This is a genomic window from Afifella aestuarii (assembly GCF_004023665.1).
Lineage (GTDB): Bacteria > Pseudomonadota > Alphaproteobacteria > Rhizobiales > Afifellaceae > Afifella > Afifella aestuarii.
Window position 1 is genome coordinate 299,532 of sequence record NZ_SAUF01000002.1, and the last position, 24,759, is coordinate 324,290.

Annotated in this window: 18 protein-coding genes; 8 read left to right on the forward strand and 10 right to left on the reverse strand. The window is 66.2% G+C overall.

Going from position 1 to position 24,759, the window contains the following annotated elements:
* The 5 genes from cdd to upp all read left to right on the forward strand — a co-directional run bounded on the left by cdd (position 1) and on the right by upp (position 4,498).
* The gene (cdd, locus tag EO094_RS09860) at positions 1-390 is read left to right on the forward strand and encodes a cytidine deaminase (protein WP_128292143.1); all 390 of its coding nucleotides are present in this window, start codon (positions 1-3) and stop codon (positions 388-390) included.
* Positions 390-1,196 carry a purine-nucleoside phosphorylase gene (locus tag EO094_RS09865; RefSeq protein ID WP_128292144.1) on the forward strand — a complete coding sequence of 269 codons (807 nt, stop codon included), beginning with the start codon at positions 390-392 and terminating at the stop codon, positions 1,194-1,196. The genes cdd and EO094_RS09865 overlap by 1 nt, the downstream gene beginning before the upstream one ends.
* On the forward strand, positions 1,193-2,509 hold the full coding sequence (gene deoA / locus EO094_RS09870) for a thymidine phosphorylase (protein ID WP_128292145.1): 1,317 nt from the start codon (positions 1,193-1,195) through the stop codon (positions 2,507-2,509). The genes EO094_RS09865 and deoA overlap by 4 nt, the downstream gene beginning before the upstream one ends.
* On the forward strand, positions 2,509-3,729 hold the full coding sequence (locus EO094_RS09875) for a phosphopentomutase (RefSeq protein WP_128293252.1): 1,221 nt from the start codon (positions 2,509-2,511) through the stop codon (positions 3,727-3,729). Before deoA ends, EO094_RS09875 begins: the two co-directional genes overlap by 1 nt.
* A 124-nt stretch (positions 3,730-3,853) precedes the next feature.
* Positions 3,854-4,498, forward strand: a complete 645-nt coding sequence (gene upp, locus EO094_RS09880; protein ID WP_281275247.1) for a uracil phosphoribosyltransferase — start codon at positions 3,854-3,856, stop codon at positions 4,496-4,498.
* Between the two features lie 257 nt (positions 4,499-4,755).
* Here upp and phoB read toward each other — a convergent pair whose 3' ends face one another.
* The 9 genes from phoB to EO094_RS09925 form a co-directional block, all read right to left on the reverse strand.
* The gene (phoB, locus tag EO094_RS09885; protein WP_128293256.1) at positions 4,756-5,451 is read right to left on the reverse strand and encodes a phosphate regulon transcriptional regulator PhoB; all 696 of its coding nucleotides are present in this window, start codon (positions 5,449-5,451) and stop codon (positions 4,756-4,758) included.
* Between the two features lie 17 nt (positions 5,452-5,468).
* The gene (gene phoU, locus EO094_RS09890; RefSeq protein ID WP_128292146.1) at positions 5,469-6,155 is read right to left on the reverse strand and encodes a phosphate signaling complex protein PhoU; all 687 of its coding nucleotides are present in this window, start codon (positions 6,153-6,155) and stop codon (positions 5,469-5,471) included.
* A gap of 20 nt (positions 6,156-6,175) precedes the next feature.
* Positions 6,176-6,922: a phosphate ABC transporter ATP-binding protein PstB gene (gene pstB / locus EO094_RS09895; protein ID WP_246008518.1), complete on the reverse strand. Its 747-nt coding sequence runs from the start codon at positions 6,920-6,922 to the stop codon at positions 6,176-6,178.
* Positions 6,923-7,030: 108 nt separating this feature from the next.
* Positions 7,031-8,401, reverse strand: coding sequence for a phosphate ABC transporter permease PstA (pstA, locus tag EO094_RS09900; protein ID WP_128292148.1), 1,371 nt, complete (start codon positions 8,399-8,401; stop codon positions 7,031-7,033).
* The gene (gene pstC, locus EO094_RS09905; RefSeq protein WP_205649885.1) at positions 8,398-9,771 is read right to left on the reverse strand and encodes a phosphate ABC transporter permease subunit PstC; all 1,374 of its coding nucleotides are present in this window, start codon (positions 9,769-9,771) and stop codon (positions 8,398-8,400) included. The genes pstA and pstC overlap by 4 nt, the downstream gene beginning before the upstream one ends.
* 150 nt (positions 9,772-9,921) lie before the next feature.
* Positions 9,922-10,968, reverse strand: a complete 1,047-nt coding sequence (locus tag EO094_RS09910; protein ID WP_246008456.1) for a substrate-binding domain-containing protein — start codon at positions 10,966-10,968, stop codon at positions 9,922-9,924.
* A 231-nt stretch (positions 10,969-11,199) separates the two neighbouring features.
* On the reverse strand, positions 11,200-14,469 hold the full coding sequence (locus tag EO094_RS09915) for an error-prone DNA polymerase (protein ID WP_128292149.1): 3,270 nt from the start codon (positions 14,467-14,469) through the stop codon (positions 11,200-11,202).
* Positions 14,466-16,031: a Y-family DNA polymerase gene (locus EO094_RS09920; RefSeq protein WP_128292150.1), complete on the reverse strand. Its 1,566-nt coding sequence runs from the start codon at positions 16,029-16,031 to the stop codon at positions 14,466-14,468. The genes EO094_RS09915 and EO094_RS09920 overlap by 4 nt, the downstream gene beginning before the upstream one ends.
* Positions 15,952-16,824 carry an ImuA family protein gene (locus EO094_RS09925; RefSeq protein ID WP_246008457.1) on the reverse strand — a complete coding sequence of 291 codons (873 nt, stop codon included), beginning with the start codon at positions 16,822-16,824 and terminating at the stop codon, positions 15,952-15,954. Before EO094_RS09925 ends, EO094_RS09920 begins: the two co-directional genes overlap by 80 nt.
* A gap of 316 nt (positions 16,825-17,140) precedes the next feature.
* Here EO094_RS09925 and EO094_RS09930 point away from each other — a divergent pair, with 316 nt between their 5' ends.
* Positions 17,141-18,928 (forward strand): putative bifunctional diguanylate cyclase/phosphodiesterase, encoded by a 1,788-nt coding sequence (locus EO094_RS09930; RefSeq protein ID WP_128292151.1) that lies wholly within the window; start codon positions 17,141-17,143, stop codon positions 18,926-18,928.
* A 79-nt stretch (positions 18,929-19,007) separates the two neighbouring features.
* Here the strand turns inward: EO094_RS09930 and EO094_RS09935 are convergent, their stop codons facing one another.
* Positions 19,008-22,706, reverse strand: a complete 3,699-nt coding sequence (locus EO094_RS09935; RefSeq protein WP_128292152.1) for an autotransporter domain-containing protein — start codon at positions 22,704-22,706, stop codon at positions 19,008-19,010.
* Positions 22,707-22,839: 133 nt separating this feature from the next.
* Here EO094_RS09935 and EO094_RS09940 point away from each other — a divergent pair, with 133 nt between their 5' ends.
* Both EO094_RS09940 and EO094_RS09945 read left to right on the forward strand, forming a co-directional pair.
* Positions 22,840-23,832 (forward strand): PadR family transcriptional regulator, encoded by a 993-nt coding sequence (locus EO094_RS09940; RefSeq protein WP_246008458.1) that lies wholly within the window; start codon positions 22,840-22,842, stop codon positions 23,830-23,832.
* 100 nt (positions 23,833-23,932) lie between these two features.
* Positions 23,933-24,652: a spermidine synthase gene (locus EO094_RS09945; protein WP_128292153.1), complete on the forward strand. Its 720-nt coding sequence runs from the start codon at positions 23,933-23,935 to the stop codon at positions 24,650-24,652.
* The last annotated feature ends 107 nt before the right edge of the window (positions 24,653-24,759 follow it).

Consider the following 24,759-nt stretch of genomic DNA (forward strand, 5'->3'; position numbering starts at 1 on the left):
ATGGCGCGCGATCTTTTCGAGGCGGCGCGGAAGGCGATGCTGAACGCGCATGCCCCCTATTCGGATTTTCCCGTCGGAGCGGCGCTGCGCACCGCAAACGGCAAGATTTTCGTCGGCGCCAATGTGGAGAATGCGAGTTTTCCGGAAGGCTGGTGCGCGGAGACCTCGGCGATCGCGGCGATGGTCGCGGCCGGCGAACGGGAGATTGCCGAAATCGCCATTCTCGCCGCCAAGATGCCACGCATCACGCCCTGCGGCGGCTGCCGCCAGCGGCTGCGCGAATTCGGCACCGAAGAGACGCTCGTGCATCTCTGCGATGCGACGGGCCCCGTCGCCTATGCGTCGCTCGGCACGCTCCTGCCGCTCGCTTTCGATCTGGACGAGGAATGATGAGAGCCGAGACAACCGCAAAGACCATCGCCGACCGCGCCGGAATGGCGCCGAAGGCGGCGATCGTTCTGGGCTCCGGCCTGTCGGGCCTGACGGGCAAGCTCCAGGACGCCGTGGCGATCCCTTATGCGGAGCTCGACGGCTTTCCGCGGCCCTCCGTCTCCGGTCATGCCGGTGAGCTGGTGCTCGGGATTTTGGGGCGCACGCCGGTGGCGCTCATGGCCGGGCGCTCGCATTTTTATGAGCATGGCCGCGCCGACGTGATGCGCCCGGCGCTCGAGACGCTCAAAGCTCTCGGCGTCGAAACGCTGATTTTGACCAATGCCGCCGGCAGCCTGCGCGAGGACATGCCGCCTGGCTCGCTGATGCAGATCACCGACCATATCAGCCTTCTCGGCGCCAATCCCTTGATCTGCGAGGCCTCCGACGCGCGCTTCGTCGGCATGACGGAGGCCTATGACCGGGTGCTGATCGGCGATTTCCGGGTCGCGGCCGAGGAGGCGCGGCGCGAGATCGCCGAAGGGGTCTATATGTGGGTGAGCGGGCCGTCCTTCGAGACGCCGGCGGAAATCCGCGCCGCCCGCATTCTGGGTGCCGATGCGATCGGCATGTCGACCGTGCCGGAGGTCATCCTGGCGCGCTTTCTCGGGCTTCGCGTCGCGGCCTTTTCCGTCATCACCAATTATGCGGCCGGCATGACCGGGCGTGAGCTTTCGCATGAGGAGACGAAGACCGTGGCACCGCTCGGGGGAGAGAAGCTGGAGGCGATCTTGATGCGGCATTTCTCCGGGGAGGGGGCGAGATGAGTTTTCTGCCGCAGGAAATCATCCGCAACAAGCGCGACGGCACGGCGCTGAGCGCCGACGAGATCACGTTCTTCGTGCAAGGGCTGACGGACGGCAGCGTCACCGAAGGACAGGTGGCGGCGCTTGCCATGGCCGTTTTCTTCCGCGGCATGGACGAGGCGGAGATCGTAGCGCTGACGCAGGCGATGACGCGCTCCGGCGACGTTCTGACCTGGCCGGAGGCGGACGCGCCCATCCTCGACAAGCATTCGACCGGCGGTATCGGCGACAATGTCTCGTTGATGCTGGCCCCGATCGTGGCGGCCTGCGGCGGGCTGGTGCCGATGATTTCCGGGCGCGGGCTCGGCCATACCGGCGGCACGCTCGACAAGCTCGATTCCATTCCGGGTTATAAGACGCAGCCGGATCTTGCCACCTTCCGCAAGGTGGTGGCGGAGGCGGGCTGCGCCATCATCGGCCAGACCGGCGATCTCGCCCCGGCCGACAAGCGTTTTTATGGCATCCGCGACGTGACGGCGACGGTGGAATCGGTGCCGCTGATCACCGCCTCGATCCTGTCGAAGAAGCTCGCGGCCGGGCTTTCCGGCCTCGTCCTCGACGTGAAGACGGGCACCGGCGCCTTCATGGCCGATCCGGCCGATGCGCATCGTCTCGCCGAAAGCCTGGTGACGGTCGCAAAGGGCGCGGGCCTTCCCGCAGCCGCACTTATCACCGACATGAACGAGCCGCTCGCTTCGGCCGCCGGCAATGCGGTGGAGGTGCAGAATGCCGTCGATTTCCTGACCGGCCGGCATCGCGATCGGCGGCTCGAAAAGGTCACCATCGCGCTCGTCGGCGAGATGCTGAGGCTGGGCGGCCTTGCGCCCTCCGCGGAGGCTGGCGAGGAGATGGCGCGGGCGGCGCTTGCGAACGGCGCGGCGGCCGAGCGCTTCCAGAAGATGGTGAGCGCGCTCGGCGGACCCGCGGATTTCGTCGAAAACCCGGAAGGCCATCTGCCGAAAGCGCCGTTCACGCGCTCGGTCGGCTCCGCCAGTACGGGCTATGTGGAGGCGATCGACACACGCGCGATCGGCGTCGCCGTGGTGACACTCGGCGGCGGCCGGCGCCGGGCGGAAGATACGATCGATCATGCCGTCGGTGTGACGCAGCTTGCCGCGATCGGCGACGAGGTGGGCCCGGATCATCCGCTGGCCCTCGTTCATGCCCGCGACGAGGAGGCGTTCGCCGATGCCGCGCATGCGATCCGGCGAGCCTATCACATCGCCGAGACACCCGTTTCGGCCAATCCTCTGATTGTCGAAAGGCTGCAATGATGGCGCGCGGTTTCTTCCTGGTGATGGATTCCGTCGGCATCGGCGGGGCGAAGGACGCGGCGGAATTCGGCGACGAGGGCGCGAACACGCTCGGCCATATCGCCGAGCGCTGCGCCAACGGCGAGGCCGACCGCGCCGGGCTGCGGCAAGGCCCGCTCACCATCCCGAATATGAACCGGCTGGGCCTCGGCCGGGCGGCGGAGGCGGCGTCGGGCGCCTATCCGGCCGGTGTCGAGCGGGTTGCAGAACCCGAGGCGATCTGGGGCTTTGCCCGCGAACGCTCGCGCGGCAAGGACACGACGACGGGCCATTGGGAACTCGCCGGCTGCCCGTTGCGCGAGGCCTGGGGTTACTTTCCGACAAGCGAGCCGGCGTTTCCGGCGGAGTTGACGCAGGCGCTGATCGCCGAAGCGGGGCTGCCGGGCATTCTCGGCAACACGCATGCGTCGGGGACGGCGATCATTGCGGAGCTCGGCGAAGAGCATGTGAAGACCGGCAAGCCGATCTGCTACACCTCGGCCGACAGCGTCTTCCAGATCGCCGCGCATGAGGAGGCTTTCGGGCTCGAACGTCTCTATGAGACCTGCCGGATCGCGAGAAAGCTCTGCGACCCGTACCGCATCGGCCGGGTGATCGCCCGCCCCTTTACGGGCGACAGCGCGGAGACTTTCGCGCGCACCGGCAACCGGCGGGATTTCTCCGTGCCGCCGCCGGCGCGAACGCTCCTCGACGAGGCGAAGGAGGCGGGACGCGACGTCTGGGCGATTGGAAAAATCTCCGACATTTTTGCAGGTCACGGCGTGACGCACACGTTGAAGGCGCCGGAGAACGAGAGCCAGTTCGACAAGACGCTGGAGGCGGCGCGGGCGGCGAAGGACGGCGATCTCATCGTCACCAATTTCATCGATTTCGACCAGATCTTCGGCCATCGCCGCGATCCGGCCGGCTATGCGGCGGCGCTCGAAGCCTTCGATCGCCGCCTGCCGGAGCTCTTTGCGCTGTTGAAGCCGGGCGATCTCGTCATCCTGACGGCCGATCACGGCAACGACCCGACCTGGGTGGGCACCGACCACACACGTGAAACCGTGCCGGTTCTGGCCTTCGGTCCGGGCATCGAAGGGCGTCCGGCGGGCGAGCTTTCGACCTATGCCGATGTCGGCCAGACGCTGTCGGCACATCTTGCCCTGCCGCCTCTTGCCGCGGGCGCGAGCCTGATCTGAGGCGATTTCGCCGGTGAATATCGCCTTTCGGTTCAAGGCGGCGGGTTGACCTTGGTGCCGTGACCCATTTCACCCAGGGTGAGACAGAAGCCGCCGACGAACAAGAGACGAGAAGGAGAGGGGCGTGGACGCTTCAACGAGACGGGATGTGACCGTCGTCGATCATCCGATGGTGCAGCACAAGCTGACGATCATGCGCGACAAGGGCACGTCCACGGCGAGTTTCCGCCGCCTGTTGCGCGAGATTGCAGCACTTTTGACCTATGAGGCGACGCGCGACCTGGAATTGACGACGACGACCATCGAGACGCCGCTCGCCACGATGGAGGCGCCGACCCTGGCCGGCAAGAAGCTCGTCTTCGCCTCCATCCTGCGCGCCGGCAACGGCCTTCTGGAAGGCATGCTCGATCTGGTGCCGGCGGCCCGCGTCGCCCATGTCGGGCTCTACCGCGATCCGGAGACGCTGCAGCCGGTGGAATATTACTTCAAGGCGCCGGAAGATCTGCACGAACGCGTCGTCATCGCCGTCGATCCGATGCTGGCGACGTCAAATTCCGCAATCGCCGCGATCCAGCGCCTGAAAGAGCGCGGGGCGAAGGACATCCGCTTCGTCTGCCTGCTCGCCGCGCCCGAAGGCGTGGAACGCTTCCGTGCCGCCCATCCGGACGTGCCGGTGGTGACGGCCGCGATCGACAGCCATCTGAACGAGCACGGCTATATTCTGCCGGGCCTCGGCGATGCCGGCGACCGCATGTACGGGACGAAATAGGGTTTTTCGGCGAGTTGCCTGCTGGACGCTCTTCCCCTCGACTTGAGGATGACGAGCGCATCTGACGCAAGGGCGTTGCAGCGGGCGCCTCTCCCCAGAGGGGAGAGGAAGGGAGCCTGCCGCAGGCCCTGTTCTTCAGTTGCAGCGATGAGGGAGGGGACGCGCTTCCTGGCCGACGTCGGAGCGAAGCCACACGGGAACGAAGAAGCTCTCGCCTCCTCATCACCGCAGATCCCGGCGGGACTGTCCCGAAAAAATCAGGTCGTGACGAACTGTTCGTTGAGGGCGTAGCCGGCGCCGCGGACGGTGCGGATCGGGTCGCGCATGCGGCCGCGGTTGATCGCCTTTCTGAGGCGGCCGACATGCACATCGACGGTGCGTTCGTCGACATAGACGTCGCGGCCCCAGACGCCGTTCAAGAGCTGCTCGCGGGTGAAGACGCGTCCCGGGCTGCGCATCAGGAATTCCAGAAGCCGGAATTCCGTCGGGCCGAGATGGATCTCGCGGCCCCCGCGGAAGACGCGGAAGGTGCCGCGGTCGAGTTCGAGATCGCCGGCGGCGAGCTTGTCGGCGACCATTTCCGGACGCGTGCGGCGCAGGAGCGCCTTCACGCGGGCCATCAGCTCCGGCACCGAGAAGGGTTTGACGACATAATCGTCGGCGCCGGTGGCGAGCCCGCGGATGCGCTCGTCTTCCTCGCCGCGCGCCGTCAGCATGATGACGGGGAGTTTTGCGGTCGCCTCGCGCATTCGAACGCGTCGGCAGAGTTCGATGCCGGAAAGGCCCGGCAGCATCCAATCGAGGACCAGGAGGTCGGGCGCCTCTTCCAGAAGGCGCAATTCCGCATCGTCGCCGCGCCCGACCGTGTCGACGGAATAGCCTTCCGCCTCCAGGTTGTAGCGCAGAAGCAGCGTCAGCGGTTCTTCATCCTCGACGACGAGAATCCGGGGCACCTGCATGGCTCACTCCGTCAACCCGCGGACGGCGCAGTCGCCGCGCGTTCCATCTGCTTGCCGGTGACGAGATAGGTGATCGTCTCGGCGATATTGGTGGCGTGGTCGCCGATGCGCTCGATGTTCTTGGCGCAGAAGAGAAGATGCGTGCACATGCCGATATTGCGCGGATCTTCCATCATGTAGGTGAGCATCTCGCGAAACAGCGACACATACATGGCGTCGATCTCGTCGTCGGAGCGCCACACCGAGATCGCCTTCTGCACGTCGCGCGAGCCATAGGCGTCGAGCACGTCCTTGAGCTGGCGCAGGCCGAGGCTGGCGAGATGTTCGACACCGCGGCGAAGCTGGTGGTTCATCCGCTGGTCTTCGATGGCGAGCGCGCGCTTGGCGATGTTCTTGCCGAGGTCGCCGACGCGTTCCAGATCGTGCGAGATGCGGATCGCGGCGACGGTTTCGCGCAGATCCTGAGCCATCGGCTGGCGCTTGGCGATGACGAGGATCGCCCGCTCTTCGATCTGGTAGTGCATCTGGTTGATCTGGCGGTCGCCGAGGATGACGTCCTGGGCGAGCTGCGCATTGGTGCTCAACAGCGCATTCACCGCCTCGTCGAGCTGCTGTTCGACGAGACCGCCCATTTCGGCGATGGAGCGGGCGAGTTCCCGCAATTCCTCGTCATAGGAGGTGACGATATGTTCAGACACGGGGCTCACTCCTCTCCCGATTAGCCGAAGCGGCCTGTGATGTAGTCCTGGGTGCGCTTGTCGGTGGGGTTGGTGAACATCATGTCCGTCGGCCCCTCCTCGACGAGATAACCCAGATGGAACATGGCCGTGCGCTGCGAGACGCGCGCCGCCTGCTGCATCGAATGCGTGACGATGACGATCGTATAGTTCTCGCGCAGTTCGTCGATCAGCTCTTCCACCTTGGCGGTGGCGATGGGGTCGAGTGCCGAGCACGGCTCGTCCATCAGGATGACTTCCGGGTTCACGGCGATCGCGCGGGCGATGCAAAGGCGCTGCTGCTGGCCGCCGGAGAGGCCGGTGCCGGGTTCGTCGAGCCGGTCCTTGACCTCGTTGAAGAGGCCGGCGCGCTGCAGGCTGGTGGCGACGATCTCTTCGAGGTCGCGCTTGCCGGAGGCGAGGCCGTGAATGCGCGGCCCGTAGGCGACGTTCTCGTAGATCGATTTCGGAAACGGGTTGGGCTTCTGGAAGACCATGCCGACCCGGGCCCTGAGCTCCACGACGTCGAGCGATTTGTCGTAGATGTTCTCGCCGTCGAGCGTGATGTGGCCGGAGACGCGCGCGATGTCGATCGTGTCGTTCATCCGGTTGAGGCATCTGAGGAAGGTGGATTTTCCGCAGCCGGACGGGCCGATCAGCGAGATCACCTGATTTTCCGGCACGTCGAGATCGACGTCGAACAGGGCCTGCTTTTCGGCGTAATGGACGGACACTTTCTCGGCGCGCATTTTCGGCACGGCGGCACTCTCCTGCGGCACTTCGGGCGGCGCTTTCGTCGCCGTGGCTTTGGCCGCGCTCGGGCTGTGGCTGATATCGTTCATGGCGAATTCTCCCAGTTACCAGCGCCGCTCGATGCGCTGGCGCAGCAGGATCGCGATCGCATTGAGGCTGATCATCAGACCAAGCAAGACGATGATGGCGGCATTTGTGCGGGCTTCGAAGAAATTGAAGTTCTCGTTGCCCTGCCAGAGATAGATCTGCACGGGCAGGGCCGTCGCCTGATCCATCGGGCTCGCCGGCACGCTGGCCACAAAGGCGTTCATGCCGATGAGAAGGAGCGGCGCGGTCTCGCCGAGCGCCTGGGCGACGCCGATAATGGTGGCCGTCAGAATGCCCGGAATGGCGAGCGGCAGGACATGGTGGAAGACCATCTGCGTTCGCGAGGCGCCGAGCCCGAGCGCCGCCTCGCGGATCGACGGCGGGATGGCGCGCAAGGTGCCGCGCGTGGCGATGATGATTGTCGGCAGCGTCATCAAGGTGAGGACGAGACCGCCGACGAGCGGCGCCGACAGGGGCAGATGCATCCAGTTGATGAAGATCGAGGCGCCGAGGAGGCCGAAGACGATCGACGGCACGGCGGCGAGGTTGTTGATGTTGACCTCGATGAAATCGGTGAAGCGGTTCGTCGGCGCGAATTCTTCCAGATAGATGGCGCTGGCGACGCCGATCGGGACCGCGAGCATGATGACGACGAGCATCATGTAGAGCGAGCCCATGAAGGCGCCGGCAAGACCGGCCGAGGCCGGCGAGGACCGCGAATCGACGTTGAAGAAGATGCCGGAATTGAAGCTCTGCGTGATGACACCCTTTTCCGCGAGCGCATCGGCGATTTCCTGCTCGCCGGGGGATAGCTGCTGACGGCTTTGTCCGAGCGAGCGGTCGATATTGCCTTTGAGCCAATTGTCGACATTGGCGTCGGCGAGAAGATCGACGTCGATCGTCTGGCCGATGAGGCTCGGATCTTCGAGCACCATGTCGCGCAAGGCATAGCGCTCGCCGCTTGCCACGATGCCGACGATGTCACGAGTCTTGGCGTCGGCGAGATCGGGCGGCAGGACGCCGCGCACGGCGCTTTCCAGGATCTTGTTCCAGCTGACGCGGGCGAGGTCGCGCCGCCAGTCGGTCAGCTCGGCCTCGAATTCGGCCGGGTTCTGATCCGCCTTCTGGACCGGCGGCTGCCCGACGTCGATGACATCGGCATTGAGCGAAATCTGAAGATGCAGGGTCGACTGCCAGAAGGCCGGAACGCCCTTGAAGAGGACGGAGCCGAAGAGCACCGCCACCATGGCTAGGGCGGCAAAGATCGCGGCAAGGCCGAGCACCTGAAAACGGCGCTCCTGCGCATGACGGCGCTTGAGGCTGGCCCGGACGGCGTTGAGTTGGCTGTCGACGGGCGCCGAAGCGGACACGGTGTCGGTCGCGCTCATTCGTACTGCTCCCGGTATTTGCGGACGATGTAGAGCGCCACGACGTTGAGGCCGAGCGTCATGATGAAAAGCGTGAGGCCGAGGGCGAAGGCAACGAGCGATTGCGGGCTGGCGAAATCGGTGTCGCCGGTCAGCTGATTGACGATCGAGACGGTGACACTGGTGCTCGGCTCGAACGGGTTGAAGCGCAGCACCGGCGAATTGCCGGCGGCGAGCACCACGATCATGGTTTCGCCGATGGCGCGGCTGACGGCGAGCAGAAAGGCGCCGACGATGCCGGGGAGCGCCGCCGGCAGGATGACGCGCTTGATCGTCTCAGAGCGGGTGGCGCCGAGCCCGAGCGAGCCATCGCGCATGGAGGCGGGGACCTGCGTGATGATGTCGTCGGACAAGGAGGAGATGAACGGAATGATCATCACGCCCATGACGGCGCCGGCGGTGAAGGCGCTGGTGGCGCTGATGTCGAGGCCGACGGCGGCCCCCATATCGGCGAAGAACGGACCCGCGACGGTGAGGGCGAAGACGCCGTAGACGATCGTCGGGATGCCGGCGAGGATTTCGATGATCGGCTTGGCGATGTTGCGCAGATGCGAGGAGGCGTATTCGGCCATGTAGATCGCCGTCATCAGCCCGATCGGCAGCGCGACGAGGATGGCGATGGCGCTGATCATCAAGGTGCCGACGAGGAGCGGCAGGAGACCGAAATCGCCCTGGCCGGCGCCGACGGAGGAAAAGCGCGGGTTCCAGACCGTGCCGAAGAAGAAATCGAGCGGATTGACGAAGCCGAAGAAGCGCACCGCCTCGCCGAGAAGCGAGGCGACGATGCCGACGGTCGTCATGATGGCGACGGCGGAGCACAAAAGCAGGAGGATGCGGATGACGCGTTCCACCTCGTTACGGGCGCGCAGCCGCGGCGTGATGCGGCGCAAAGTGTAGACGAGGCCGGCGACCGCCGATGACGCCGCGAGCGCGATGAGCGCGAAATTCCAGATCGCGTGATAGGTGCCGAGCCGGGTCGCCGCGACGTTCTCATAGGGCTTGGCTTCGCCGACGATGCCGAAGCCAGTGGCGATCTGGTGGATGCGCTGCATGACGCCGCGCAATTCGTGGGCCGGCAGCTCGCGCACTTCCGGCGGCAGGGCGGACATAATCACGTAGCGGGTGATGACGGGTTCAAAAAGTCCGAAAACGATGATCACCGCGAGAGCGGGAATGGCGCACCAGATGGCGACGAGGAGGCCGTGATAGGCCGGACGGGAATGCGGGCGGACCTCCGAACGGCCCGTCACTTTGCGGTAGCGGCCGAGCGCCACCTGATAGCCGAGCGCCATCAGGGTCAGCAGAATACCGGCGATTATGAGATCACTCACGAACAGACCTCTCGTTGCGCGCTCGCGCTGAGCGAACCGAAAGCGCGATGCCTTTGTCTCTTGCGGTCACGGCCATGGTGGGGAGAGGAAATGAAGAAAACCGACAAGAGAAAAGGGCGGAGCGTGTAGGCACGCTCCGCCCCTATCAGATTAGCCCTGCAGGTCGGAAGCCGAGAGCGTCTTTTCGTCCTCGACATTCTGCCGCTGCGTCTCGAGCTCGTCTTCCGGAGCCGGGATCATGCCGGCCTCTTCGAGGCGACCGCCGGAGCCGGCCATGTCGTCGGAGAGGAAGAACTCGGCATAGTCCTTGATGCCCGGGATGACGCCGATGTGCTCGCCCTTGATGTAGAAGAAGAGCGGGCGGGAGACCGGGTAGTCGCCGGAGGCGATCGTGTCGATGCTCGGCTCGACGCCGGACATCGTGGCGACCTTCAGCTTGTCGCGGTTCTGGTCGTAGAAGGAGAGACCGAAGACGCCCATCGTGTTGTCGTTGGCTTCAAGGCGCGCCAGCGTTTCGGTGTAGTCGCCGGAGATCTCCGTGACGCGGTCCTGACGGAAGTTGAGGCAGGTCGCCTTCATCTCGTCTTCGCTCATCTCCGGAAGACCGGCTTCCTCGCAGCCCGGGAGAACGACCTTCTCCTCGAAGACTTCGCGCGTGCCGTGATTGCCGGCCGGGATGGCGAGCTGGATTTCCTGATCCGGCAGGGAGGAATCGATGTCGCTCCAGCTGGTGTAGGGATTGTCGACCATCTTGCCGTCCTGCGGGACCTTGGCGGCAAGCGCCTTGTAGACGTCGACCGGCTTCAGGGCGAAGTTGTCCTTGTCGGCATTGGTGGCGAAGACGATGCCGTCGTAGCCGATGCGGACTTCGATGATCTTTTTGACGCCGGCGTCGTTGCACGCCTTGATTTCGGACGGCTTGATGCGGCGCGAAGCGTCGGCGATGTCGATGGTGCTGTCACCGACGCCCTGGCAGAACTGGCGCAGACCGCCCGAGGAGCCGCCGGAGCCGACGACCGGGGTGTTGAAGTCCGGATAGGCGTTGCCGAATTCTTCCGCCACGATGGAGGCGAAAGGCAGGACGGTCGAGGAACCGGCGATCTGGATCGTGTCACGGGACTGGGCGTTGGCAGCGCCGGCCGAGAAGGCGGCGCCTACGGCCAGCGCCGCGACACCAGCGAGAAGCTTGTAAGTCACTGAGATATCTCCCTGTTTTGCTTCGTGATAAAGCATGGCCATGCAGCGATGACCGGGGTCTTCCTAGGCGTCGGGCGAAACAGGTTTGTGAAATTAGTATGACACTTGAATGACACTCGGGCCGAAGCGGGGCGGAAATCGTTTCCCCGGGAAAGGGAAGACCGCGATGGGGGCGGGCGCGAAGCCCGGAAATCCGCGGCTGCGGGCGGTGCGAGGAGGATGGCGATTTGGTTAATGGAAATCGCGCGTTTTCACTTTAATGCCGCCGTCGAATCTGAGGTCGGGAATGAAAATGTCGCGGCCGCGCATGCCCATGGCCTTCACCTCGCGGGAATCCGGCCCGCCGCCGGATTTCGCCTGATCGGCGCGGCTGCGCTGGAAGGGGAAGGGTGCCTCGCGCTCGCCGACCTTTTTCAGGAGGTCGGACAGATCGATGAGCTGATCGGCGACGATATGGGTGACCTCGCCCTCGCGCTGCAGGCGGCCGCGGCAGGCGATCATGCCGGCCGATAAGACGATGCGCCGCTGCCGCTCGAAGAGCTTCGGCCAGATGATGAGATTGGCGTGGCCGGTCTCGTCTTCGATGGTGATGAACATGACGCCCTTGGCGCTGCCGGGGCGCTGACGCACCAGGACGAGGCCGGCGATGGTCACAAAACGCCCCTCCCGGAGCGTGTCGAGATCGGCCGTCGGGACGATGCGGCGGCGCGTGAGATCTTCTCTGAGGAAAGCCACCGGGTGCCGGCGCAGGCTCAGGCCCGTGGCGGCATAATCTTCCACCACTTCGCGGCCGGGCTTTATCGCCTGCAGGGCGATGGCGGGCTCGTTGCCCTCCGGCCGGATCTTCTCCTCGCGCGCATCGGCGGCGGCAAAGAGCGGCAGCGGGCTGTCGGCCAGAGCGCGGATCTCCCACAGCGCCTGACGCCGGGAGAGGCCGATGGCGGAAAAGGCGTCGGCCTCTGCAAGCCGCTCCAGCGCCGCCACCGGCAATCCGGCCCGCCGCCAGATTTCTTCCAGGCTTTCATAGGGGCGATGGCGGGCGGCGATAAGCGCTGCGCCGTCCTTGTTGGCCAATCCCTTGGCAAGCCGCAGCCCGAGCCGCACGGCAAAGCGGCCCTCCACGCCTTCGAGCGGCTCGAGCGTGGAATCCCAGCGGCTGTCGTTGACGGAGACGGGCCGCACCTCGACACCATGGGCGCGCGCATCGCGCACGAGCTGGGCGGGGGCATAAAAGCCCATCGGCTGGCTGTTGAGGATCGCCGCGAGAAAGACGTCCGGATGGTGGCATTTCACCCAGGAGCTCGCATAGGCGAGAAGCGCAAACGAGGCGGCATGGCTTTCGGGAAAGCCGTAAGAGCCGAAGCCTTCGATCATCTTGAAGGCGCGCTCGGTGAAGTCCGGGTCGTAGCCGCGCTCGCACATGCCGGTGATGAACTTGTCGCGAAAAGCGCTGACCCCGCCGGTGAATTTGAAGGTCGCCATGGAGCGGCGGAGCTGATCGGCCTCAGACGGCGTGAAGCCGGCGCAATGGACGGCAAGCGACATCGCCTGTTCCTGAAAGAGCGGCACGCCGAGGGTCTTGCCGAGAACGCGTTGAAATTCCGGCGTCGGATAAGACGGCGTCTCCTTGCCCTCGCGGCGGCGGAGATAGGGATGCACCATCTCGCCCTGGATCGGGCCCGGACGGACGATGGCGATCTGGATGGTGAGGTCGTAGAGATTGTTCGCCTTGAGGCGCGGCGACATCGCCATCTGGGCACGGCTTTCGATCTGAAAGACGCCCATCGTGTCGGCATGGCCGATCATCTCATAGACTTCCGGCCGCTCCGCCGGGACGGTGGCGATGTCGAGATCGCGCCCGCAATAATCCTTCAGAAGATCGAAGGCGCGGCGCAGGCAGCCGAGCATGCCGAGCCCCAGAACATCGACCTTCATGAAGCCTAGAATGTCGATGTCGTCCTTGTCCCATTCGACGATCTGACGGTCGGCCATCGCGGCGGGCTCGATCGGAACGAGCGTGTCGAGCCGGTCTTCGGTCAGGACGAAGCCGCCCGGATGCTGCGACAGATGCCGGGGAAAGCCGATCAGCGCCTTGGCGAGTTTCAAGGTGAGCTGGAGCCGGTAATCGCTGCCATTGAGATTGAGATCGGCGACATGGCGCTCTTCGACGCCTTCCTTGCTCCAGCCCCAGATCTGCGAGGAAAGGGCGGCGGTCACGTCCTCGGTGAGGCCGAGCGCCTTGCCGACCTCGCGCACCGCGCCCTTGGAACGGTAGCGGATGACGGTGGCGCAAAGCGCGGAGCGGTGCCGCCCATAGGTTTCGTAGATCCACTGGATCACCTCCTCGCGCCGCTCATGCTCGAAATCGACGTCGATATCGGGCGGCTCGCCGCGGTCGCGCGACACGAAGCGCTCAAACAGAAGGTCGTTGCGCTCCGGATCGATGGAGGTGATGCCGAGCGCGAAGCAGACGGCGGAATTGGCGGCACTGCCGCGCCCCTGGCAGAGGATGCCCTTGGAGCGGGCGAAGCGCACGATGGAATGGACGGTGAGAAAATAAGGCGCGTAGTTGAGCTCCGCGACGAGAGCGAGTTCATGGGTGATCTGAGCCGTGACTTTTTCCGGCACGCCGTCCGGAAAGCGCCATTGCGCCCCCTCCCAGGTGAGTTTGGCGAGCGCCTCCTGCGGCGTGAGCCCGGGGATCGAGACCTCCGCCGGATACTGGTATTTGAGCTCGTCGAGCGAGAAGCGGCAGGCGGCGGCGATTTCCAGGCTTCTTGCGAGTGCCTGCGGGTAGGCGGAGAAAAGCCGCGCCATCTCTTCCGGCGGCTTCAGATGGCGTTCCGCGAAGGGCTCGCGGCGAAAGCCGAGTTCGTCGATGGTGACGCCTTCGCGGATCGAGGTGACGACATCCTGCAGGATGCGCCGCTCCGGCGCGTGATAGAGGACGTCGTTGGTGGCGACCGGTGCCACTCTGGCCCGCTCCGCCATGGCGACGAGCGCGGCAAGACGCGCCGCATCGTTCGGCCGGCGGCGCAAGGTGAGGGCGAGCGAGGCATCGGCGCCGAAAGTCTCTTTGAGCCAGGCAAGACGGGCGGCGAGTTCCGCATCCGCCATATCCGGAATGAGCGTCGCCATCTGGCCTTCGCCGAAGGCCGCCACTTCCTCCGCCGTGACCACGCAGCCGCCCTTGCCGGCGCGTTTCTTGCCGAGGCTGAGGAGCTGGCAGAGCCGCGCATAGGCCGCCCGGTCGCGCGGATAGAGAAGGAGAGGCATGCCGCAGGCGAGATCGAGCCGACAGCCGACGATGAGGCGCACGCCCGTCGTCTTCGCGGCCTGGTGGGCGCGCACCAGGCCGGCGAGCGAGCCGCGATCGGTGAGCGCGAGTGCCGGCAGGCCGAGACGCGCCGCCTTGGCGAACAATTCCTCCGGATGCGAGGCGCCGCGCAGGAAGGAGAAGTTCGAGGTTGCCTGCAATTCGGCGTAAGGGGCGGCGCTCATGCGAAGAAACCGTGCAGATACCAGCGCTGTGGGCGGTTGCCCGCTTCCTCGCGGAACAGCCAGAAGCGCTGGCCGGCCTCGTCCTCGACCTGGAAATAATCGCGCGCGAGTGCGATTTCGCCGGGCGCGCGCCACCATTCGCCGAAAATCCGCTCCGGCCCGTCGGCGCGGCAGATGCGGTGGCGGCGCCCCTGCCAGATGAAGAGGGCCGGCGGATAATCGGGCAGAAGCGCGATGACTTCGACGGGCATCGGATCGGCCAGAAGCCGCGCCGGTCGCGGCCAGTCGCGCAGCCAATTTTCCGGCCGCGGCGTCTCCGTCCTGGGTTTCGGGGCAAGGGCCGCGACCCGGCGCACCGAGCGCTCCGGCCAGTCGCTTTCGACGGGCGCCGTGCGGTAGATGCGGCCCGCGCCGAGCCGGTTGGCGAGCCGGTCGACGAGGGTGGAGAGATCGGGCTCCTGCGGCCGGCCGTAAAGCTCCGAGGCGATCTGCTCGGGCAGGAGCGGGCGCGTGAGAGGGGCGGCGAGAAGGACTTTCTCCACGCCGAGCCCGCAATCGAGGCCGGCAAGTTTTTCGCAGACGAGCCGCGCCATATGCTCTGGCGCGCGGCTGGGCTTTGCCATGCGCACCGAGACGATACCGGTGCTGCGATCGAGCCGGGTGACGTGAAGGTCGAGCCGCCGGGCTCCGTGCTGGCGTGCCTCCAGGACGGCGGTGAGATCCACGCAGAGACGCTCCACCGCCTGGGCGAGCCCCTCCGCCGTGATGACCGGCTCCACGAAGGAGAGTTTTGCTGAGACGAGCTCGGACGGGATGAGGGGGACGAGCGGCTCGCGCGACAGGCCGAGCGCCTGATCGAGGCGCAGGAACACGTCATGGCCGAAGCGGCGGGTGATCGGTGCACGCTTGACTCCGATGAGGTCGCCGATCCGCTCGAAGCCGAGCCGGCGCAAAGCCTGCGTCGTCTCCGGCGAAAGGCGCAGGGCTTCCACCGGCAAGGGAGCGAGTGCGCCTTTGAGGTTCTGCGTTTCGGCGATGCGGGTGCAGTCGGGCGCGGCAAAGCGGGCGAGCGCATGTGCGGCGCCGATGCTTCCGGCAAGCGCCAGCCTTGCCGTCAGACCCCGGCGGGCAAGACGGGCGGCGAGATCGGCGAGGAGATTGTCCTCGCCTTCGTCCAGATTGCGGCTCTGCCCTCCTGTCCTGGCCGCAAAAAGATGCGTGCAGCCAGTGACATCGAGAAGGAGCCCGTCCGGCGGGGACGGCATCACGACGGGGCTGTAGCGGGCAAGACACCAGGCGGCGAGTTTCGCAAGGCCATGAGCGTCGGCCCTGGGTGCGTAGTCGCGCAAGGTCAGACCCGGCAGGAGCAGCTGCGCCTGCGTCGCCGCCATGCCGGGTTTCAACCCATGCGCCAGGGCGGTCGCATCGACGGCGGCGACAAGGCGCTGGGCGCCGATGCGCGTCGTCAAGGCGAGCGGCGCCTCAGGCGGCAGATCGGTCGAGGTGAGGCGCATCCGCTCCGTCGCGAAGAAGGGCAGATACACCGAGACGACCCGTGCCATCGCAGGCCTCCGTGATGAAGCTCGCCGGATCGGCGCCCCGGCAGCGCATGAGATCGACACGCCAGCGCCCGCGCCCGATGCCGGCGACAGGATGGGCGGCAGAAGACGATGACATCAGCGGCAGCGAGGGGGCGGAGCGGATCCGCCAGCGTGTTGCAGCGGCCGTCGGCTCCGCCCCCGTCTGGCGATGCGGCCGCAGAAGTGTGAAGGCCGTCACGCCCTCGCTTTCGGCGGCAAGCTGCAGGCGCCTGGACGCGGTGAGACCGAGCCGCGCCACCTCGCCGACGACGGCGGCGAGCCCCGGATGGTGCAGCCCCTCTTCCATGGCGGCGAGCACGTCGCGCTCGTGCCAGGTTTCGGCATAGATCACCCGGTCCGGATCGAGACCGGCGGCTGCAAGACTCGGGGTAAAAAGATCGCGGGCCTTGAGGCACCACAGAACGGGGCCGGAGAGACGGGCGAGGAGGCCGGCGAGAAACAAGGTGGCGGCGGCGATGTCTTCCGCGCCGCCGTTCCCGCCGATCTTTTCGATTCCGGCGGCTCCGGTTTTTTGTGTTCCCTCAGTAGCCTGGCGGTCGATCGGGGTGGCGGACCCGCCCCAGATCTCGTGCAGGGCGCCAAGCCGCAATCCCCCCTCCGGCAGATGCGCATCAATGGCCTCCGCCTCGAAGGCGAGCGCCGGCGCATCCGGGCGGGCCCCGGCCTCCAGCGCGCCGACTTCGCGGCGCAGCTCTTTGAGAACGGCTGCGCGCCAGCCCGCGCCGGGCTCTTTGTCGTGTTGTGCTCCGACCATAGCGATGGGATCATGTTCCTATTTTGTTCTTATGGATTCCCGAGATGGCGAAGAGAGTCAAGACGCGTCTGCGATGATGAGGTGAGGGGGAGGGGGAAGGAGACGAGATGGAAGAATGCTCATCGTGCCAGGCGCTCTGGAAAGCTTCGCAAAAGCTCAGATGACAAGAATGTGAAGCTGGCTATGAACTATTCCAAGCGTCGGACGTTCTTGGAGGCGAAGATACAGAAAAGGCGCGGGCCGACTGCTAAACGATTTTCAACTTATTGAAATATTAAGTCTCTGATCAATCACAAGGCGGAAATGAAGCGTACATATGGCTGCCGACGAAAAAGAAGAAGCGCGTCTGCGCGCGCTCCGCGAGCTCAATCTTTTGGATACGGCGCCGAGCGAAAACTTCGACCGCATCACCCGTCTTGCTGCGCAATTTTTCGAGACGCCGATTTCGGCGGTTTCTCTCACAGACGTCGATCGGCAATGGTTCAAGTCGGGGGTCGGCTGTGGCCCCCAAATTCCGCGCGAGCATGCCCCTTGCGCTGAGGTGACGCGCTCGGGCGACGTGCTCGTCGTCTCCGATCTCGCCGAGGATCCGCGCTTCAACAAGGGCGTGCTCGTCGAAAACGGGGTGCGCTTTTACGCCGGCGCGCCGCTCGTCACCAAAGAGGGCTTTACGCTCGGCTCCATGTGCGTCCTCGACACGGTTCCCCGTGAGATTGGGAAGGACGACGAGAAGGCGCTGCGCGACCTTGCCGCCATGGTCATGACCCAGATCGAGCTGCAGCATGCCATCGGCCGCATCGATCCGGTAAGCGGCCTGCCCAACCGCCAGCAATTCACGGAAAATCTGGAGGATTTGGCGCGCGATTTTGCTGGCGAGCGGCGGCTGGCGATCCTTCTCGATCTTGCGCCGCCGAACCAGATCGTCCAGGCGCTGCGGGTTCTGGGGCCGACCTATCTCGACGATTTGATGCGCCTGTCAGTCGAGGGCGTGCGCAATCTGAAGGTCGAGGGCCATACGGTCTATCATGTGGGCGGAGCCCAGCTTCTCGCCGTGATCGGCGATGCGGACGAAGAAAGGGTCGAGGTCGAACTCGTCAAGCGGCTCAACATGCTCGCCGATTTCAGTCGTGGCAGGGGAGCGGCGAGCCTGAGCCACATGGCCTGCGGCATCGCCCCTTTCATCCTCGGCGAGGTCAAGGCCGGTGACGTTCTGCGCGCCGCGCATCACGCCGCGCAAGACGCCCGTGAAAGCGACCGGGTCGTCGGTATTTATTCGGCGGCGACCGACGAAGAGCACAAACGCCGCTATGCCCTGATCGCCGCCTTGCGCGAGCTTCTGGAGAGGGGCGGTGACGGAGAGCTGTCCCTCGTCTACCAGCCGCGCATCGATTTGAAGACCGGCCGGTGTTATGGCGCCGAAGCTCTGTTGCGCTGGGATCACCCCGAATACGGGTCCGTGTCCCCGGCCGAATTCATTCCGCTCGCCGAACAGACGGATCTCATGCGTCCGCTCACGTCGTGGGTGAAGCTCCGGGCCATTGCCCAGCTGCGCGCCTGGCGCGACGAAGGCTACGATCTGCGCGTTTCCATCAACGTCTCAGCCGCCAATCTGGAGGAGGAGGAGTTCGGTCTCCGTCTCGCCAGCGTGCTTGCCGAGAACGGCGTCTCGCCGTCGTGCCTGGAGATCGAGTTCACCGAGAGCACCTTCATCTCCAACCGCCGCCGCGTGGTGAAGAACCTGACCGACATCCGCGAGCTCGGCGTCGTCTGCGCCATCGACGATTTCGGCACCGGCTATTCGACCTTCTCCTATCTGCATGATTTCCCGGCCGACATTATTAAGATCGACCAGACATTCATCCGCAAGCTGGAGCCGGGAAGCCGGGGGTCCATTCTGGTGCAGAGCCTCATTCATATGGCCGGTGCGCTTGGCTACCGGGTGGTGGCGGAAGGCGTGGAGACGCAGGATGTCGCCGATTTTCTGATCGAGGCGGGCTGCCATGAAGGCCAGGGCTATCTGTTTTCCCGGCCCCTGCCTCCGGAGGCTTTCGCCGATTGGCTCAAAAGCCATGCGGCGGAGCGGCTGGAGGGATATGCCGCCTGAGGGCTGCGCCGATGCCTCTGGCGCCCTGGCCGGTTCCCTCAGGACGTTCGGCAAGAACGTTCGGCGGAAACGCCCCTCTCTAAAACCGCATCGAAAAACTGCCGTTGAAATCGTGGCGGTGGCCTTCGGCGGCGAACTCGCCGTCGTAGGAGAAGGACAGCATCGCCATTTCAGCGATCGCGACGGAGAGCGAGGCGCCGAGAAGCGCCGTGTCGGCGGCAACCGGCGTGGCTTGCGTCGCAAAGCCCGGACCGCCGGCCACGAAGCGCAGGTTCGCGGCGGGTGCGAGGTCGCCCTCCGCATGGCGCCAGCCGGCATGTCCGGCGACAACGGCAAGCCGGCCGCCGGGAAGCGTGAAGAGGCTCGAGGCGCGCAGGCCGAGCGTGGAGAAGAGGAGGTTCTGGCTTTCCAGATCTCCGGCAAGCCCTGCCACGTCTCCCGTCTCCGAAATCTCGTCGCCATCGACATGCTGGAAGGCGAGGCCGGCAAAGGGCTCGATGGCAAGAGCGGCGAGCGAGGTCTCGTAGCTCACCTCGCCGAAGATCTGGCCTGTCCGGTTCCAGTCATCGGCGCGCTCGCGTTCGGCGAATTCGCCGATGACGACGTCGCGCGTCGTCTCGATATGGTTGAACGTATAGGCGGCTCCGCCCGTCAGGCCGAAAGCGCCGATGTTGCGGCCGCCGTAAAGGGCCGCGCCATAGCTGTCGACGACGGCGTTCGCGCCATCGCGTCCGTTAAGGGAGGCGCGCCCGAGGACGACGGCGCTGCCGAGACGCCAGGCCGAGCCGACCATATTGTCGAGCCCGGCGATGAGCCCGCCTTCCTTGACCGAGTAGCCTGACCTGCCGGTTTCAGCCGAGAAAGTCCCCCAGCTGCCATAGGCCTTCGCCCAAACGTTGCGGTGTGCGCCGCGGGGTTCGCGGCCGGTGTTCTGACCGGCGGCATAGGAGAGCGCCGCGCTCGCCGGGGCTTCGAGGAGATCCTCGCCCGTATAGGCGAGCGGAGAAAAGCGCGAGGTTGTCTCATCGCGCAAAGCCGTCCGCAGGCGCGCTCCGACCGCGTCGCGCAGGAAGCGGCCCTGTTCCACGACGGCGCGGCGCGCGGCGCCATGCACCTGTCCGGACAGGTCGCTGTAGGCGGCTTCGGCAGTCGCGGTATCGGGCGAAAGCAGGAGGGCGTCGTAAAGGGCGTTACCGGCACCGAGGCTTTCGGCCGCCGCGGCGACGGCACGCTGATCGGCACGGGTGGCGGCATCCTGAAAGGCGACGTCGTTGCGCGTGACGGCAAGCGACAGGGCGCCGCTCTCGTAATCGAGCGCGAGATCGAGGAAGAGCCGGCTCGTCGCAAGGAGCGTGTCGAAGCGGCCGGTGACGCCCTCGCGTGCCGTCAGGAGCGTGTAATGTCCGGGGCCGCGCGCGCCGGACAAAGCGAGGCTGCCGCCCGCGATGACGGCCTGGCCGGCGACATCGACACGGTCGCTCGGCCCGTCGGTGGCGAGCTCTGCGGCATAGGTCGAACCGGAGGCGAGGGTGAGATCGCCATCGACCGACAAGGTGCCGATCCCGTCGGCTCCTGGCGAGAGCGTGCCGCCTGCACCGACGCGTGTCGTGCCGACGCGGCCGGTGCCCCCGAGAAGACCGTTGTCGCCGACTTGAAGCGTGCCGGCGAGGGAAGCTCCGCTGCCGGCCTCCTCGCCGACGAGCAGGCGCGCATTGCGGATGTCCGTCGTGCCGGTGAAATCGGAGGAGCGGCCGGTCAGGATCGTCGTGCCGGAAAGAACTTTGACGGCGCCATTGCCGGAAAGAACCGGGTCGAGCCTGTAATCAGGGTCGGAATGGTTGAGGAGGAGCGTGCCCGTCCCGTCCTCGAAGGCGATCGTCTCAGCCTCGATGCGGCCGGCGGAGACGGGGGTGTTTTCAGAGCCGATGGTGAGCGTGCCCACAGAGCCGTTCTGTCGGGCGATAACGACACGTGCGGCCGTGACGGCGCTCCCGCCGGCGGCTTGAAGCGTGCCAGTGCCGGCGTCGGCGACGACGAGCTCGCCGCGCGAGGTGAGTGCCGAGCCCTCGCCGATGACCGTCGCGGTGCCATGTCCATCGGCCTCGCCGCCGAGCACCATTCTTTGCGCGGCGGCATGTCCGCCGCCGGAGACGGTCAGTGTGCCCGATCCCGCCTCACCGACGGTCAGATCGCCCGCACTTTCAAGCGATGAGCCGCTGCCCCCGATCCGCACCATGCCCGACGAACCGGCCTTTCGGCCAAGCACGATGCGGATGCCATGGGCCTCGGCGCCGGTGAAGATCTCCGCCTGTCCGCGTCCCGCATCGCCGATGACGAGGTCGCCGCGCGCGTCGAGGCGGGAGCCTGATCCGCTCATTCGGATCGTCCCGTCACCATCGGATTTCGAGCCGGCGGCCACGTCCGTCGCGGTGAGGGTTGCGCCAGTATGGATGGAAAGAAGGCCGGAGCCGCGCGTGCCGATGGAAATTCCGTCGATCACCGTCCAGGACGAGCCGCCGCCATCGAGAGCGGCGGTGCCGGTGGCTCCCGAGGTTTCTCCGAGGCTCGCACTGTCGCTTGTGACGGTTCCTGCCGCCGTGACGTGGAGCGTGCCGGTTCCGCCTGTCATTCCCGCGTCAGCGCTGCCGCCGATCGCAAGCGCCTTTGTCGTCCACGAAGAGCCTTCGCCGGAAACCGTGACGCGGCCATCTGAGCCGGCCTCGGCGCCGAGCGTGCTGCCGCCGCTCGTGAGCGTTCCGCCAGCCGCGACCTCAATGTCGCCCGCGCCTTTGCCGCCGACAGTGAGCGCGCCCGTCGTCCATTGGCTGTCCGATCCGTTGATCGCGACTTTGCCGTCGGCGCCGGCCTCCGCCCCGATCACTCCGGAGCCAGAGGCGACCGACGCGGCGCCCGAGACGGAGAGAAGCCCCGAGCCGCGCGTGCCGATGGCAATTCCATCGATGACGGTCCAGGACGAGCCGCGCCCGTTGACCGCGACTTCGCCAGTACCGCCTGCCTGGTCGCCGATCGTGCCCGAAGCGCTTGCGACCTTGCCGCCTGCGGCGATGTCGATGCGGCCGGAGCCGGCGCCGCCGATCGTGAGGCCGCGAGCGATGGCCCAGGTTGAGCGATCGCCGGAGACGCTGGCGATACCTTCAGCGCCGGCGGAATCGCCGAGGAGGGCGCTGTCGGTGGTGAGCCAGCCGGAGGAAAGCTGAAGCTCGCCGATGCCGGCTTTGCCGACAATGAGGGCCGTGGCGACCGTGACGAGGGATTGGCCGGAAATGAGGAGTTTGCCGGCACCCCCAGGCGCTTCGCCGAGCGCGAGGGAGGAGGTGGCGAGAGAGGCGCCGCCTTCGACGCTGAGCCTGCCCTCGCCCTCGTCGCCGACGATGAGGCTGCCGGCATTCTGCCAATTGGCGCGGTCGCCGATGACTGTGGCGTCGCCCGCCGCGCCGGTTTCGGCACCGATCGTTGCGGTCTGCGTCGCAAGACGGCTCAGGATGCGGATTGTGCCGCTTCCCGAAGCGCCGACGGCGAGCGACCCAGCCTCTGCATCCTCACCTTCGAGACGCACGGCGGGCGCGGCATCGATCACGGCCGCATCGTCGCGGGAGGGCGTGCCGGAGGTCCAGTTTCGGGGATCGAGCCAGGTGTCGCTTGCTGTGGCCTGCCAGGCGGTGTCGCCGGCAAGGCTCGGCGAGGGGAATCCAAAACCTGCGGCCAGAAGGCCGACTCCCACGCACGAAAATGCAGAACGCAACAAACTGATACGCATTTGCCGCTCTTGTGCCACGCATTGGTTACCAATCCGCTCTCGGCCGGGGAGAATTTTGTGCGGCGCCCTCTTGCGTTCGATGCATTTAGATATATCTAACTAGACGACATATCGAAATGCATCGGAGAATGACATGCATCATCATCACAACCATCCGGGGGCGGAGCGCGGACATCACCGTTTCGGCGGCGGTCGCCGTCACCGGCACGATGCGTGCGGCGATCAGGGCCGCGCGTATTTTGAGGACGAGACCTTCGAACGGGACATGTGCGACGACGAAGCCGAAGGCTGCGACGGTTTCGGGCCTGAGCGCAGGGCGAGAGGAGCTGGCCGCGGCGATGCCCGCAGGCCGGACGATCGCCAAGACTTCGGCGATTGGGAGGCTGCAGGCGGGCGGCACGGTCGCCATGGTCATCCCTTCGGGCATGAGTTTGGACGCGGTGGCGGCCGTGGGCATGGCCATGACGGTCCCCATGGCGAGCCTCATGACCCGCTTCATGGAGCGCCCCGGGGCGGTCCCCGCGGCGGTTTTGGGGGTGGCCCGCGGGGTGGTCCCCGTGGCGGCTTTGGAGGTGGCTTTGGAGGTGGCTTTGGCGGCGACCCCCGGGGTGGTCCGGATGGCGGCTTCGGCGGCGGGCACGGAAGCCATGGCGGTGGACGTGGACGCGGCGGGCGCATCTTCGACCAGGGCGATCTGCGCCTCGTCATCCTGACGCTGATCCGCGACGAGCCGCGCCACGGCTACGACCTCATCAAGGCGATCGAGGAAAAGCTCGCCGGCGCCTATGTGCCGAGCCCGGGCGTCGTATACCCGAACCTCAGCATGCTGGAGGAGATGGGCCACGCCTCGATCGAGGAGCGCGACGGCCGCAAGCTCTATGCGATCACCGAGGAAGGGCGCACCTATCTCGAAGCGCACGAGACGCTGGTGAAGACGATTTTTGCGCGCATGGAGAAAGTGGCGGCGGCACAGCCTTCGCGCTCCGCACCGGAGGTGCTGCGGGCTTTCGAGAACCTCAAAATGGCACTGTCGCTCCGCCGCGAGCGGGGGGCGCTGTCGAAGGAGGAATCGCAGGCGATTGCCGCAATCCTCGACGAGGCGGCGCGCGCCATCGAGCAAAGCTGAGCCTGCACGGCAGCCATGCTGAAGCGGCATGGCTGCCGCGCCTTTCTTCTTTGCGTCAAATGGTGCAAGGGCGGGCTTCCCCCCATCCCAGAGGTCTCCCTTGCTCCCCTGGCTCAAGCTCGATACGGCGCCGCTGCCGGCAGGCGGCGAAATGCGTCTCATGCAGCGCGGCGGCGATTTCGCCATCATGGTCGGCCGTGCCGAACTGATGAATTCTCGCCAGAGCGGCTCCGAAGAGGCGCTGGCGCATCTCGCCTGTGCGCGGATTTCAAACCGCAAGCGCCCGCATATTCTGATCGGCGGCCTCGGCATGGGGTTCACCTTGCGTGCCGCACTTGCCGATCTTCCGCCGGAAGCGCGCGTCACCGTCGCCGAACTCGTGCCGGCCGTGGTCGCCTGGGCCGGCGGTCCGCTGGCAGAGCTTTACGGCACGAGCCTCGTCGATCCCCGCGTCACGATCGTAGAGGAGGATGTCGCCCGGCTGATCGCCGAGGCGAACGGCACCTATGATGCGATCCTGCTCGATGTCGACAATGGGCCGGACGGTCTCGTCGCCGAAGACAACGAAGCGATCTATGCCTGGCGCGGGCTCGGTGCGGCGCGCCGGGCGCTGACGGCCGGCGGCGTGCTCGCGATCTGGTCGGCGGCCCCCGATCGCGCCTTTGCCGAGAGGCTGCGCCAGTCGGGCTTTGCCGTTGCCGAACAGAAAGTCAGGGCCCGCTCCAACGGCGCCGGCGCGCGCCATGTCATCTGGCTCGCGACGCGCAGCTCCGGCGATCAGGCGGCGCGGCCGGCGCCGCGGCGGCGGGTGCGGCGCTGAACGCCTGACGCCCATACGCCTGACGCCCATGCCCCTGACGCCCATGCCCCTGGCGCCCATGCCCTGACATCCGCGTCGCCTGGGGCGGGCGACGGACGGCTGAGAAT